Origin of the sequence: Amycolatopsis solani, from assembly GCF_033441515.1 — a bacterium.
GTDB lineage: Bacteria > Actinomycetota > Actinomycetes > Mycobacteriales > Pseudonocardiaceae > Amycolatopsis > Amycolatopsis solani.
In genome coordinates, this window is sequence record NZ_JAWQJT010000001.1 from 2,783,910 (window position 1) to 2,797,579 (window position 13,670).

Sequence of the window (13,670 nt, forward strand, 5' to 3'; positions counted from 1 at the left end):
ATGGAACCGGCCTGTGTGAGGCGTGGCGCACTAGGGGATCGGTCACTGACTCGATCAAGATGTGCTAAGGGAACCTTAAGCACTGGACCCGGTACAGCGTTCGCGGCACCTTTCGTTCCGGTTCGCGCGGCTGCCGCCGGGCGTTCACCGCGGCGGGTTCCACTGGAGGGATGTGGCTGGTCGAATGCCCTTCGTTCTGGGACCAGGGCCTGGTGAGGCCGCTGGTCACCGAGTCGGGGACGGTCGTGCTCCGGTGCGATTCGTGCCAGGCGGTCTGGCCCACGCTGGCCGACTTCGAGGAGATGGAGTGGGTCGAGCCCGACGAGCCGGACTGGCTGGTCGGAGCCGGCGTCCACGTGCGGCCGGGCACGGTCCGGTGGGCGTCCCGGCCTGACGTGGAGGCGGCCGGGCTGGGCGCGTTGAAGTGGCGGGCGCTGCCTTAGGTGGTGGCGCCGATGGCCTTCGCGAGGTCTTCTTTCAGCGGGTACGGCGGCTCGTAGGGGACGAGCCGGACCGCCTTGTGGAGCTGGTCCGTGGCCAGGAGGCCGGCGATGTCGCGGACCACCGGGGTGATGTCGGTGATCGCGGTGATCCAGTCGTCGGTGTAGTGGTCCGTGGCTTCGCCGGTGAGGCCGACGCGGATGGCCTCGAAGTCCAGCAAGGTGTGGTCGAGGTCTCGTTCCGCTTCCCACTGGACGAGCACCGGGCCCGGGTGGGCGAGAGCCCACTCGAAGCCGGCGCGGGTGAGGTCGACCGCGAGGACGCGCTCGTGGCCGGGCTTGCTGCCGTTGCCGCTGGCGTAGGCCGCCCAGCGGAAGGAGGGGTCGAGCCAGGTGGTGCCTTCGAGGCCGCCGAACGTCTGTTTTTCGAGCGCGGCATCGGCGACGGCGGGGGAGCACGCCTGGTAGACGCGGACGGTCGTCTCGGTCTGCGCTGCTCGGACCTGCCGGTCGGGGACCCGCTTCTCTTCGAACATGCCCGCCATGGTGTCAGCGGCCGGACCGAGCGGCCACGAACTTTCGGCGTTCAGCCCCGCGTCAGGGGACGGCGGTGGCCGGGCTGTGGCGCGGAGGTTGGTGAGGCGGTGTGGGCGGGCCGGTGCGGCTGTGGAGCGGGCTGCGCCGGGTGGCTGGGCGGGCCGCCGGCGTGTGGAGCCGTGCTGCGTCGCGGCGATTGGTGTGGTTGGGCGTGGTGGTGTGGGCGGGCGGGCCGAGGTGTGGGCGGGCTGCGTCGAGGCGGTTGGTGTGGTTGGGCGTGGTGGCGGGCAGGCTGCGGCTGGGCGGGCTGCGGGGTTCGGCCGGCCGCGGAAAGGGTGCGGCCGGGAGGGCGCCCCCGGCCGGTCGGCGGGGAGCAGCCCGGTCCGGGCGGCGGTGTACCCGCGGAAGGGGTGCCCCGCCGCCGTTCCCGGTCGGCGCCGCAGCCCCGGAAGGCGAGCCACCGCGCTTCCGGGCCGGAGTGCTCAGCCCAGGGCCCACAACCTCGCGTAGTGGCCCTCCGCCGCCAGGAGTTCTTCGTGCGTTCCCGTCTCCACGATGCGGCCGTGGTCCAGCACCACGATGCGGTCCGCCCGGGCCGCCGTCGCCAGGCGGTGGGCCACCACGAACGTCGTGCGGCGGTGGGCCACCGTCTCCGTCGCGCGCAGGACCGCCGCTTCCGTCGACGGGTCCAGGGCCGCCGTTGCCTCGTCGAGCAGCAGGATGTCCGGGTTCACCAGTTCCGCCCGGGCCAGCGCGACCAGCTGGCGCTGGCCCGCCGACAGTGAGCGGCCGCGTTCGCCCACCGGTTGCAGGAAGCCCGCCGGCAGCGCCGCGACGCCGTCGAACGCGCCCACCGCGCGGACCGCCGCCTCGACCTCCGCGTCGGAGGCCGACGGGCGGCCGTAGCGGACGTTGTCGGCCACCGTGCCCGAGAACAGGTGGGCCTCCTGCGGCACCACGCCCATCCGGCGCCGCAGCCCCGCGAGCTCGTACTCGCGGACGTCCGTGCCGTCGATGCGGACCTCGCCGCCGGTGACGTCGTAGTAGCGCGCGACCAGCTTCACCACCGTCGACTTCCCGGCGCCGGTCGCGCCGACCAGCGCGATCGTCTCGCCGGCGCCGACGTCCAGCGAGAACTGCTCCAGCGCCTTCGCCTCGACGCCGGTGTAGGAGAAGTCGACGTCCTTGAACGCCACCTCGCCGCGCAGCCGCTCCGGCACCGCGACCGAGTGCTCGGCCGCGGGGACCGACGTCGGCGTGCGCAGCAGGTCGCCGATGCGGGAGAGCCCGACGCGGGCCTGCTGGTAGCCGTCGAACACCGACGACAGCTGCTGGATCGGCGAGAAGAACTGCTGCAGGTACAGCAGGAACGCGAGCAGCACACCGGCCGACAGCGTGCCTGCCGCGACGCGGTTCGCGCCCGCCACCAGCACCGTCGTCGTCGCCAGGTCGGACAGCAGCGCCACCAGCGGGAAGTACGTGGCGACGTACTGCTGGGCCCGCAGCCGCGAGCGCCGGTACGAGTCGCTCAGCGACGCGAACGCCGCCGCGGAACGGTCTTCGCGCGAGTACGCCTGCGTGACGCGCAGCCCGCTGACGTTCTCCTGCATGTCCGCGTTGACGACGCTGACCCGCTCGCGGGCCTCGTTGTACGCCTTCGACGCCGCCCGCCGGAAGATCACCGTGGCCACCGCCAGCACCGGCACCATCGCCAGCGCGTACAGCGCCAGCCCGGCGTCGGTGACGATGAGCGCCGCCGCGATCCCGCCCAGCGTCAGCGCGCTGACCACCGCCGTCGCGAGGCCGGTCTGCAGGAACGTCGAGAGCGCGTCGACGTCCGTCGTCATCCGGGTCATGATCTTCCCGGACAGCTCCCGCTCGTAGTAGTCGAGCCCGAGCCGCTGCAGGTGCGCGTAGCTGCGGACGCGCAGCGAGTACAGCACGGTCTCGCCGACCCTCGACGTCAGCCGGGTCTGCGCGAACACGACCAGCCAGTCGGCCGCGATCACCAGCGCGCCGATGCCGGCCGCCAGCCAGACCAGCCACTCGACGCCCGTGCGGACGCCGTGGTCGACGCCGAACTGGTACAGCGCGGGCAGCGCGATCGACGCCAGCGCGTCCGCCGCGACCAGGCCGATGACCACGGCCAGTGGCCGGCGGACCGGCCGCAGCAGCCGGGCCAGCCGGAAGCCGGGGTCGGGTGTCGTAACGTCCACATCGGACAGCCGCGGCTCGTCGACGGCCGGGGGGAGCCGCCGCACGCCCTCGATCAGTTCCGGGGTCGGCGGCAGGTCGAGGCCGCCGCCGTGGCCGGCGAACCCGCTGCTGTTCGGGTTGCCGCTGCGCAGCCGCGCCGCGGCGGCCAGCTCGTCGACTTCGTCGCGCTCGTCGTCACGCGGCCACAGCGACGGCGTGACGCCGGCCGGGTCGCGGTCGAGCCCCTCGCACCGGTGCTTCTCCTCGACGCCGTCGCCCGGACCCGCGATCAGCTCGCGGAACAGCGGGCAGCGCGCCATCAGTTCGGCTTCGGTGCCGACGTCGACGACGTGGCCGTCGTCCAGCACCGCGATCCGGTCGGCCAGCGCCAGCGTCGAGCGCCGGTGCGCGATGAGCAGCGTCGTCCGGCTCGCGGTGACCGCACGCAAGGTGTCGTAAATCGCGGCCTCGGTGACGGTGTCGATGGCCGAAGTCGCGTCGTCGAGGATGAGGATCCGCGGGTCGGTGATCAGCGCCCTGGCCAGCCCGAGCCGCTGGCGCTGGCCGCCCGATAGGGTCAGCCCGCGTTCGCCGACCAGCGTGTCGTAACCCTCCGGCAGCGCGCGGATGAACTCGTCCGCCTCCGCCGCCCGAGCGGCCGCGAAGATCTCTTCGTCGCTCGCGTCCGGCCTGCCGTAGGCGATGTTGTCCCGGATCGAGCTGGAGAACAGGAACGCCTCTTCGAACACCACGCCGATCGACTGGCGCAGCTGCCGCATCGGCACGTCCCGGACGTCGAGGCCGCCGACCCGGACCGCGCCCGCGTGCACGTCGTAGAACCGCGGCAGCAGCAGCGAGATCGTGGACTTCCCGGAGCCCGCGGTGCCGACCAGCGCGAGGGTCTCGCCCGGGTGCGCGGTGACCGAAAGCCCGTTCAGCACCGGTTCGCTGCGCGTGTAGCCGAAGCGGACGTCGTCGAGCTCCACGCCCAGCGGGCCGTCCGGCAGCGGCCGCGCGTCGGCCGCGTCGACGACCTCCGGCTGCGCGTCGATCAGCTCGTACACGCGCTCGGCGCCCGCGCGGGTCAGCTGCGCCTGCACGACCAGGCTGGACAGCATCCGCGCCGGCCCGACCAGCGTCGCGAGGTAGGTCGCGAAGGCGAGGAACGTGCCGAGCGTGATGGCGCCGTTCATGGCGAGGACGCCGCCGATGCCGAGCACCGCGACCTGGCCGGCGGCGGGCAGCGAAGCGGTCGTCGCCGTCGGCACCGCGGACAGCTTCGCCGCGCGAAGCCGCTCCGCGAACAACTTGCGCGCGGTCGCCTGCAGCCGCCCGACTTCCCGCGCCTCCTGGCCGAAACCCTTGACCACGCGGACGCCGGTGACGGTCTCCTCGACCTGCTGCGCGACGTCGCCCGCGCGCTGCTGCGCCGACCACGTCGCCGGGAAGAGCCGCTTGCGGCCGCGCGCCACGATGATGCCGACCGCGGGCGTGACGACCAGCGCGATCAGCGTCAGCACCGGCGACAGCCACAGCATCGCCGCGAACGAAAGCAGCGCGAAGAGCACCGAACCGAAGGACACCGGGATCTGCATCAGGATCCCGGTGACCAGCTGCAGGTCGGAGATGGCGCGCGAGACGATCTGACCGGTCCGCATCGCGTCCTGCTTGCCGCCGTCCAGCCGCGAAACCGCGTTGAAGACCCGCTGCCGCAGGTCGTGCTGGACGCCGAGGGCGAGCTTCCCGCCGACGTACCGGCGCACGAACGCGGTGCCGAACGCCACCAGCTGCAACGAAACCAGGAAGACGGCGACCCCGGGCAGCCCGCCGGTCCGCCCCGCCACGGCGTCGTCCACCGCCGTGCGCACCAGCAGCGGGCTCACGGCCTGCACGCCGACGCTGAAGACGGCGGCGGTCAGCGAGAGCACGACGAGCGCGCGGTGCTCCCAGGCCGCGGCGGACAGCCGGCGGACCCAGCCGGCTGTCTCGGCTGCTGGGAGCTCTTGACGGGAGCGGGGCGGGGCGATGGTCACGTAGGGACAGTAAGCGCGGCCACCGACAATTTATTTCCGGGAACGCCGTGAAGGCCACCTCGAGCACGTCGAGGTGGCCTTCACGAACGGGTGAAACTCAGGTGATGTCGCGCTTCTGGTTGCCCAGCCAGCCGAGGCCGAAGAACAGCATGGTCCAGGCGAAGAAGATCAGTGCCGACGCCCACCACGAGATCACGCCCGGTGCGCCCGCCGCGAGCTGCAGGCCCAGCTGCGACCAGTGGTCGACCCCACCGGGGAGGTTGAGCGTGTTGATCCCGAACGCGTCCGCCGCGATCCCGCCCACGATCCCGTTGGCGGTGCCGTTCGGCAGGATCCCGCCGAGGATGTCGACCGGTCCCCAGAGCGCGATGACCAGCACGTTCTCCACGATCAGGAACCACACGAGGAACAGCACCACGGCGAGCGGCACGCTGCGCAGCACCGCGCCGAACCCGATGCCGAACAACGTCACCAGCACCGACGCCAGGATCGTCCCGCCGAGCGCGGCCAGCCACTGGCCCGCGCTCGGCCACCGGCCGGAGTCGACCGAAGCCATCACCGCGACCGCCGAGACGCCGAAGCTCACGAGGCCGTAGATCGCGCCCCAAGCCACGTAGGTGAGCATCTTGGCGGTCAGCGCGGCGATCCGGTTCGGCGCCGTCAGGAACGTCGTCGTGATCGTCTTGCTGCGGTATTCGCCGGCCAGCGCGAAGACCCCGAACAGGCCGGGGATCAGCTGCGCGATGTTCACGCCGTGCGCGAACGCCAGCAGCCCGACCGGCAGCTTGCTCGCGTCCAGGCCGACCGCGCCCGCGACCTCGCGGGCGTCGCTCGAGCCGATGAAGTCCGCGAAGTCGTTGGTGATCTTGCCCCAGACGAACGTCAGCCAGAACGCCACCAGCGCCAGCGGGATCAGCAGCACCCACCAGGTGTTCAGCGACAGCGTCTTGCGGAACTCCGCTTTGATCAGGTTGCCCATCACTGCTGCGGTCCTCCCCAGTGCTGCTGCTGTTGCTGCTGCGGGCCCGAAGGCGGGTACTGCTGCGGCGGGTACCCCGGCGGCGGGCCCTGGTACTGCGGCTGCGGCTGGAAGCCCGGCGCACCCGCGTACTGGCCCTGCGTCAGCTGGAAGAACATCCGCTCCAGGTCGGCGTGGTCCTCCTGCATGCCGTAGACCGCGATGCCGGCCTTCGCCGCGATGTCGCCGATCTGCTGGACGGTCGACCCGGCGACCGCGACCCGGCCGTCCGGCGTCGGCGAAACGCCGGTGATGCCGTTCTCCTGCAACGCCTTCACTAGCGCCGACGGGTCCGCCGGCTGCACCAGCACCCGCGACTGCTGGCTCTTGCGCAGCTGCTCCAGCGGGCCGTAGTAGCGCGTGACGCCCTGGCTGATGATCACGACCTGGTCGATCAGCTGCTCGACCTCGTTCAGCAGGTGGCTCGAGACCAGCACGGTCCGCCGCTGCTCCCGCGCGTAGGACCGCAGGAAGTTCCGCAGCCACAGGATGCCCTCGGGGTCGAGCCCGTTCGTCGGCTCGTCCAGCACCAGCACCTGCGGGTCGCCGAGCAGCGCGGTGGCCAGCGCCAGCCGCTGCCGCATGCCGAGCGAGAACCCGCCGGCCTTCCGGTCCGCGGCGCTGCCCAGGCCCACCAGGCCGAGCACCTCGTCCGCGCGCCGGTCCGGCACGCCGATGGCCGCCGCGTAGACCCGGAGGTGGTTGCGGGCCGTCCGACCCGGGTGGAAACCTTCGTTTTCCAAAACCGAGCCGACCACCCGCGCCGGGTTCCCCAGCTGCGAGTGCGGGCGCCCGTTGATCGTCGCCGCACCGGACGTGGGCGTCACCAAGCCGAGCAGCATGCGCAACGTGGTCGTCTTCCCGGCGCCGTTCGGACCGAGGAAGCCCGTCACCGACCCGGGTTCGACCGTGAAGCTGAGGTTCTGCACCGCGTTCACCGCGCCGAACTGCTTGCTCAGGTTCTGCACCACAATCCGGCCACTGCCGTCGTGCATACCGTCCCCTAACGTTCCCCGCTGATGCGGCGTCATCCTGCCCTACCGGTGCGCCTCGCGCGCACGGAACTCCCGAACCCGTGGGGAGCGACCTTCGTCACGTTCCGCAACCGGTCAGGGGCGTGACCTGAGGATTCCCGTGACGGGACAGATCAACTAGGTAAAGAATTCATTCGACTTGCCGACCCGGTGCAGCGAAGTCGCCCGAAGACCTCTAAGCTGGATATCGGCGACCCGCTCCCAGTGACCCCCAGGCTGGTTGAGCGGGTCGCCCCTTCGTCTCTGCTATCGGGCTTCGCCCTTCGCTCGACTTCGTCGTATCACCCGGGGGCCGAGCCCCCGGACCCCCACGGTGCGTTCGGTGCCGGACCCAGCGTGGTCCCGTCGTGGGGTGGCCGGGTCCATCGTGGGGTGGCCGGGTCCGTCGTGGCGCGAGCGAGTCCTCTGGTGGTGTGGGCGGGTTGCGGTGGCGGATCTCGCAGCTGTGGCATCGTTGCGCGATGCGGATCTTGCTCGTCGAGGATGAGCGGCGGCTGGCCGATGCGCTGCGGGCCGGGTTGAGCGCCGAGGGGTACGCCGTCGACGTCGCGCACAACGGGCGGGACGCGCTCTGGTTCGCCGGGGAACACCCCTACTCCGCCATCGTCCTGGACATCATGCTGCCCGGGCTGAACGGGTACCGCGTCTGCCGCCGGCTGCGGGAGCAGGGGAACAGCACGCCCATCCTCATGCTCACCGCCAAGGACGGGGAGGACGACGAGATCGAGGCGCTCGACACCGGCGCCGACGACTTCCTGCCCAAGCCCTTCTCCTACGGCGTCCTGCTCTCGCGGCTGCGGGCGCTCGTCCGGCGGGGCGGCGCCACCCGACCGGGCGTGCTCAAGCTGGGGGACCTCGAGCTCGACCAGGCGGCCCGGACGTGCCGGCGCGGCGGGGCCGACGTCCCGCTCACCGGCAAGGAGTTCGCGCTGCTCGCCTACCTCCTGCAGCGGCCGGGGCAGGTCGTCACCAAGGCCGAGCTGCTCGACAACCTCTGGGACTTCGCCGCCGAAGCGACCGCGAACCTCGTCGAAGTGCACGTCAGCGCGCTGCGGCGCAAGCTCGGCGCCGAGACCATCCGGACCGTCCGCGGGGCCGGCTACCACGTGGTGACCGCGGGTGCCTGACTTCCTCCGCTCGACCCGCTCCCGCGTCGCGGTCACGGCCTTCGCCGCGTCGGTCGTGGCGCTCGGCGCGGTCTCCGTGTGGTTCGTGCTCCAGGCCGAAAGCCGGCTCCGCGACGCCGCCGCGCAGCTCGCCGACGCCCACGCCGACGCGATCGTCCAGCTGCTGAACACCGGGGCCGAGCCCGCCGACCTGACGCTGCTCGTGCGCGATTCGATCTACGAAGTCACCGATCACGCCGGCAAGCGGCTCGTGTCCTGCCCGGTCTTGGACGGCGCCACGCTCGCCGCGAACGACACCGATGTCACGCTTCGGCCGTACGAGATCGTCCGCAGCGACCAGGCGTCCGTCGGCTGCGCGCCCGAACTGCGCGACCTCGACGAATCCCTCACCGTGCACGTCGTCCACGCCTTCAGCGGGAACAGCAAGTACGACGTGTACGCCGGCGTGCAGATCGACCCCGAGGGCCAGGCGGCCGTCGACTCCGTCCGGACCGTGCTCACGTTCGGCGTCCCCGCGGTCGCGCTGCTCATCGGCGTCATCGCTTGGCTCGCCGTCCGCCGGTCGCTGCGGCCGGTCGAGGCCATCCGCGCCGAGGTCGCCGAGATCGGCGCGCACGACCTGGGCCGCCGGGTGCCGGAACCGGGCACCGGCGACGAGATCGCGCGCCTCGCCGGGACCATGAACACCATGCTCGCGCGGCTCGACGAAGCCGTGACGCGACAGAGCCGGTTCACCTCCGACGCGTCGCACGAGCTGCGCACGCCGCTCGCGTCGCTGCGGACGCAGCTCGAGGTCCTCCTCGCGCACCCGGACCGGCTCGACTGGCGGCACTCCTGCGAGAACGCGCTGCTCGACGTCACCCGCCTGCAGGACCTCGTCGCCGACCTCGTGCTGCTCGGCAAGCTCGACCACGCGGGCCCGGACCGCCTCGAACCGGTGGCGCTGTCCGAAGTGGTCCAGGCGGTCGCGGCCGGCCGGGCGGACGTCGAGGTCAGCGGGACGCCGGTGGTGCGCGGGCACCGGACACGGCTGGAACGGCTCGTCCGCAACCTCGTCGACAACGCCGAGCGGCACGCGGCTTCCCGGGTCGTCGTCGCGGTGTCCGCTGTGGACGGATGGGCCGTGCTGACGGTCACCGACGACGGGCCCGGCATCCCCGAAGCGGACCGCGAGCGCGTCTTCGACCGGTTCGTCCGCCTCGACGACGCCCGCGCCCGCGACGACGGCGGGTCCGGGCTGGGCCTGGCGATCGTGGCCGACATCGCCCGCGCCCACGGCGGCACAGCGCGGGCCGAAGCGGGCAGCCGGTTCGTCGTCACGCTGCCGGAGCTGAAGCCGTCTTAAGCCGGCTTCAGGTCCGGTTCAGCATCCGCGGCCGACGCTGCGGCCATGATCATTTCCTGGCGGCCGCTCGAGCACGCCGAATACCGGTCGTCGTCGTGGTTCCCCGGCCTGACCGGCCTGCGCGCGCTCGCCGCGCTGGCCGTCGTGTTCTTCCACTACGGCGGCCCGGCCCTCGACCGGCTGCAGGGCTGGATCGCCGTCCAGCTGTTCTTCGTGCTGTCCGGCTTCCTGATCACGACGCTGGCGTTGCGCGAGGAGGACCGGACCGGCCGGATCTCGCTGCGCGACTTCTACCTCCGCCGCGTCTTCCGGATCATGCCGGTGTACTTCCTGCTGCTCGGCCTTACGGCGTTGGCGGTGACGTTAACCGGCGTTTACCAGAGCAGCCGGCTCGCTGACGCGATGCCGTACTACCTCACGTTCTTCAACGAGGTCGTCGACTACAACACGCCGTACCCGACGTCGTGGTCGCTGGGCGTGGAGGAGAAGTTCTACCTCGTCTGGCCCGCGCTGCTCGTGCTGACGTCGTTCGCGAAGACCGGCAAGACCGCGCTGCGCCTGCTGATCGGCGCCGGCGCGCTGGGGTTCGTGCTCGGTGTCCTGCCGCTGGCGCCCGCGCACCAGTGGGCGAGCCTGTCCGTGCACTACGGCTCGCTGGTCGTCGGCTGCCTGCTCGCGCTGGCGCTGCACCACCCGCGCGGGTTCGCGGTGCTGCGGCCGCTGACCAGCCCGGCCGCGGCGGTGCTGGTCACGCTCGGGTTCTGCTTGCTCCAGCTGTCGGTCAAGCCGCTGGGGGCGGCGCTCGGCGGGAGCTGGCAGTTCGTCGTCCCGGTCTACGCCGCGGGAGCGGCGCTGCTGCTGGTCGCCGTGGTCTCGGCGGGCCCGGTCCGGCGGCTGCTTTCGAGCCGCGTGCTGACGTTCGTCGGCGACCGGTCCTACGCGCTCTACCTGGCCCAGACGGGTGCGGCGGGCGTGACCGGCCTGCTGTTTCCGACCGGGCTGGGCAAGGCGGTCGCGACTTCCGCCGTCGCGCTGCTCTTCGCGTGCGGTCTCCGGAAGTGGGTCGAGCAGCCCGCGATCGCGTTCGGGCGACGGCTGGTGGCGAAAGGGGAGCGGGCCCCTGCCGCGGAACGGCAGGGGCCCGCTCGGGTGAGATAGCTCAGGCGAGGACGGTGGCCAGCGGCGTGTGCACCAGGTCGTGCGCCACCGCGACCGGGCCGTTGGTCAGCGCGCCGGCGTGCGTGTTGAGGCCCTTCGCCAGCGCTGCGTCGGCCTGCAGCGCGGCCTTCCAGCCGTGCTCGGCGAGCTGTACAGCGTAAGGCAGCGTGACGTTGGTGAGGCCGTAGGTCGACGTCCGCGGCACCGCGCCCGGCATGTTCGCGACGCAGTAGAACACCGAGTCGTGAACGGTGTAAGTCGGGTCGTCGTGCGTGGTCGGGCGCGAGTCGGCGAAGCAGCCGCCCTGGTCGATCGCGATGTCGACGAGCACGCTGCCGCCCTTCATGCGGGACACGAGCTCGTTCGAGACCAGCTTCGGCGCCTTCGCGCCGGGCACCAGCACCGCGCCGATGACCAGGTCGGCCTGCAGCACGGACTCCTCGACCGACAGGCGGTTCGACGTCACCGTGCGGATGCGGCCGCCGAAGTCGTTGTCGATCTGGCGGAGGCGGTCGACGTTGGTGTCCAGGATCTCGACGTCCGAGCCGAGGCCCAGCGCGACGCGGGCGGCGTTGAGGCCGGCCACCCCGCCGCCGATGACGACGACGCGCGCCGGGTGCACGCCCGGGATGCCGCCGGGCAGGACACCGCGCCCGCCGCTCGGCTTCATCAGCGAGAACGCGCCGACCTGCGGGGCCAGCCGGCCCGCGACCTCGGACATCGGGGCGAGCAGCGGCAGCGCGCCGTTCGCGGTCTGCACCGTCTCGTAGGCGATCGCGGTGGTGCCGGCAGCCAGCAGCGCGTCGGTCAGCGGCCGGTCGGCGGCGATGTGCAGGTAGGTGAAGAGGACCTGGTCGGCGCGCAACCGGGGGTACTCCTCGGCGATCGGCTCCTTGACCTTGAGGACGAGCTCGCCCTCGGCCCAGGTCTCGTCCGCGGTGGCGAGGATCTTCGCGCCGGCGGCGACGTATTCCTCGTCGGCGATGGACGAACCGGTACCGGCGCCGGTCTCGACGAAGACGTCGTGCCCGCGCCCGACCAGCTCGTGCACCCCGGCCGGGGTCAGCGCGACCCGGTACTCGTGCTTCTTGATCTCACGGGGAACGGCGATACGCACGGTCGGCCTCCTGGGTCGGTCTGCGTCGAAAATCGGTGCGGTGTTGCCACTCACGGTGAGCCACCCGGACGGCGGTGTCATCGTGCTGCGCGGACATTTTCCCGCCGCTTTTGTAGTGCCGAGCGGACAACACCATTGACTTCGACTTCACTTGAAGTTGCAGCGTGGGCGCATGAGAGCTGTGTGGTTGCGCGAGTTCGGCGGGCCGGAGGTGCTGGTTCCGGGGGACGCGCCGGAGCCCGTCGCCGGGCCCGGTCAGGTGCTGGTCGAAGTGGCCTTCGCGAACACCACGTTCGTCGAGACGCAGTTCCGGGCGGGCGCGCCCGGGCCGTTCCGCGCGACGCCGCCGCTGATCCCCGGCAACGGCGTCGGCGGCGTGATCAGCGCGCTCGGCGAGGGGGTGGACCCGGGACTGGCCGGGCAGCGCGTGGTGACGTCGACCGGCGGCTCCGGCGGGTACGCCCAGCGCGTCGCGGCGGACGCGGCCGCGGTGTTCGCGGTGCCGCCATCCTTGGAGCTCGACGCGGCGGTGGCGCTGCTCGCGGACGGCCGCACCGCGACCGGCTTGGTGCATGCCACCAGGGTGCGCCCGGGCGATCGAGTCCTGGTCGAGGCCGCAGCGGGCGGCGTCGGCGGCCTGCTGGTCCAGCTGGCAAAGGCAGCGGGCGCGGTCGTGATCGGCGCGGCGGGCGGCCCGGCGAAGGTGGCGCGGGTTCCCGGTGCGGACGTCGTGGTCGACTACCTGGCACCGGACTGGGCCGCTTCCCTCGGCGAGATCGACGTCGTCTTCGACGGCGTGGGCGGCCCGATCGGCGCGACTGCGTTTTCCTTGCTGCGCCGCGGAGGCAGGATGGCGGTTTACGGACTGGCGAGCGGTTCGTGGGCGGAAGTGTCCGAAGAGGACGCTTCGGCGCGCGGGGTTTCGCTGGTGCGCTCGATCGGCAGCCCGGCGGAGCTGCGGGCGTTCACGGAGTCGGCACTGTCGGAAGCGGCGGCGGGCCGCCTGGTGCCGGTGATCGGTCAGCGCTTCCCACTGGAGAAAGCAGCGGACGCCCACGCGGCGATCGAATCCCGCACCACGGTGGGAAAGACGCTGCTGGTCGCGTGAGCGGGTTCGACGTCGACGAGTTCCTCGCCCGGCCGCTCACCGCCCGGGTCGCGACGGAAGGGCCGACGGTCCGGCCCACCTGGTACCTCTGGGAAGACGGTGCGTTCTGGATCCTCAGCGGCCCGTGGTCGCGCCTGCCGGACCGAATTCGCGCGCGGCCGCGGATCGCGCTCACCGTCGACGTCTGCGAGCTGGACACCGGCGTGGTCCGGCAGGTTCTGGCGAGCGGCGACGCCGGCCTGCGCCCGTTCGACGTCCCGCGGGGACGCCGCAAGCTGGCGCGGTACCTCGGTCCCGACGAGGAGCGCTGGGCCCCGCGGTTCCGGGCGTACCTGCGCGGGAACCCGGACACGCTCTGGGGGCACCTACGGCCTTCGCGACTCGTCGCGACCGACCTCAGTTACGAGGTGCCGTGAGGGCACCTTCACGGCTCTTGAGTCCAGGGTCCCGGCAAAGTCGGGATCGGGATCGGCGGGCCGGCTCGAGCGGCCCCCGGGAGGTCTTGTATGAGTCATTCAGGACCTCCGGCGTCCTGAATGACTCATACAAGACTTCGG

The 13,670-nt window shown here is 72.1% G+C and carries 11 protein-coding genes; 6 read left to right on the forward strand and 5 right to left on the reverse strand.

Annotated features, from left to right (window positions below):
* The first annotated feature begins 170 nt into the window (after window positions 1-170).
* Window positions 171-443: a hypothetical protein gene (locus tag SD460_RS13725; RefSeq protein WP_086670514.1), complete on the forward strand. Its 273-nt coding sequence runs from the start codon at window positions 171-173 to the stop codon at window positions 441-443.
* Here SD460_RS13725 and SD460_RS13730 read toward each other — a convergent pair.
* From SD460_RS13730 to SD460_RS13745, 4 genes are all read right to left on the reverse strand, one after another.
* Window positions 440-976, reverse strand: coding sequence for a DUF4291 family protein (locus SD460_RS13730; protein ID WP_290049622.1), 537 nt, complete (start codon window positions 974-976; stop codon window positions 440-442). The two genes, SD460_RS13725 and SD460_RS13730, sit on opposite strands and share 4 nt — an antisense overlap.
* 483 nt (window positions 977-1,459) lie before the next feature.
* Window positions 1,460-5,206 carry an ABC transporter ATP-binding protein gene (locus SD460_RS13735; RefSeq protein ID WP_318306211.1) on the reverse strand — a complete coding sequence of 1,249 codons (3,747 nt, stop codon included), beginning with the start codon at window positions 5,204-5,206 and terminating at the stop codon, window positions 1,460-1,462.
* Between the two features lie 97 nt (window positions 5,207-5,303).
* Window positions 5,304-6,185, reverse strand: a complete 882-nt coding sequence (locus SD460_RS13740; RefSeq protein WP_086856912.1) for an ABC transporter permease subunit — start codon at window positions 6,183-6,185, stop codon at window positions 5,304-5,306.
* On the reverse strand, window positions 6,185-7,219 hold the full coding sequence (locus tag SD460_RS13745) for an ABC transporter ATP-binding protein (protein ID WP_290049616.1): 1,035 nt from the start codon (window positions 7,217-7,219) through the stop codon (window positions 6,185-6,187). Before SD460_RS13745 ends, SD460_RS13740 begins: the two co-directional genes overlap by 1 nt.
* 500 nt (window positions 7,220-7,719) lie before the next feature.
* Here SD460_RS13745 and SD460_RS13750 point away from each other — a divergent pair, with 500 nt between their 5' ends.
* From SD460_RS13750 to SD460_RS13760, 3 genes are read left to right on the forward strand one after another with little or no spacing between them, the layout of a single operon-like run.
* On the forward strand, window positions 7,720-8,385 hold the full coding sequence (locus SD460_RS13750; RefSeq protein WP_290049614.1) for a response regulator transcription factor: 666 nt from the start codon (window positions 7,720-7,722) through the stop codon (window positions 8,383-8,385).
* A complete protein-coding gene (locus tag SD460_RS13755) occupies window positions 8,378-9,730 on the forward strand; it encodes a sensor histidine kinase (protein WP_318306212.1) in 1,353 nt (450 codons plus the stop codon). Before SD460_RS13750 ends, SD460_RS13755 begins: the two co-directional genes overlap by 8 nt.
* A gap of 45 nt (window positions 9,731-9,775) precedes the next feature.
* A complete protein-coding gene (locus SD460_RS13760; RefSeq protein ID WP_318306213.1) occupies window positions 9,776-10,888 on the forward strand; it encodes an acyltransferase family protein in 1,113 nt (370 codons plus the stop codon).
* Between the two features lies 1 nt (window position 10,889).
* Here SD460_RS13760 and ald read toward each other — a convergent pair whose 3' ends face one another.
* The gene (gene ald / locus SD460_RS13765; RefSeq protein WP_290049611.1) at window positions 10,890-12,005 is read right to left on the reverse strand and encodes an alanine dehydrogenase; all 1,116 of its coding nucleotides are present in this window, start codon (window positions 12,003-12,005) and stop codon (window positions 10,890-10,892) included.
* Window positions 12,006-12,177: 172 nt separating this feature from the next.
* On the opposite strand from ald, the gene SD460_RS13770 reads away from it, so the two are divergent.
* Both SD460_RS13770 and SD460_RS13775 read left to right on the forward strand, forming a co-directional pair.
* The gene (locus SD460_RS13770) at window positions 12,178-13,113 is read left to right on the forward strand and encodes a zinc-binding dehydrogenase (RefSeq protein ID WP_290049610.1); all 936 of its coding nucleotides are present in this window, start codon (window positions 12,178-12,180) and stop codon (window positions 13,111-13,113) included.
* Window positions 13,110-13,529, forward strand: coding sequence for a pyridoxamine 5'-phosphate oxidase family protein (locus SD460_RS13775; RefSeq protein ID WP_290049609.1), 420 nt, complete (start codon window positions 13,110-13,112; stop codon window positions 13,527-13,529). The genes SD460_RS13770 and SD460_RS13775 overlap by 4 nt, the downstream gene beginning before the upstream one ends.
* Window positions 13,530-13,670: the final 141 nt, after the last annotated feature.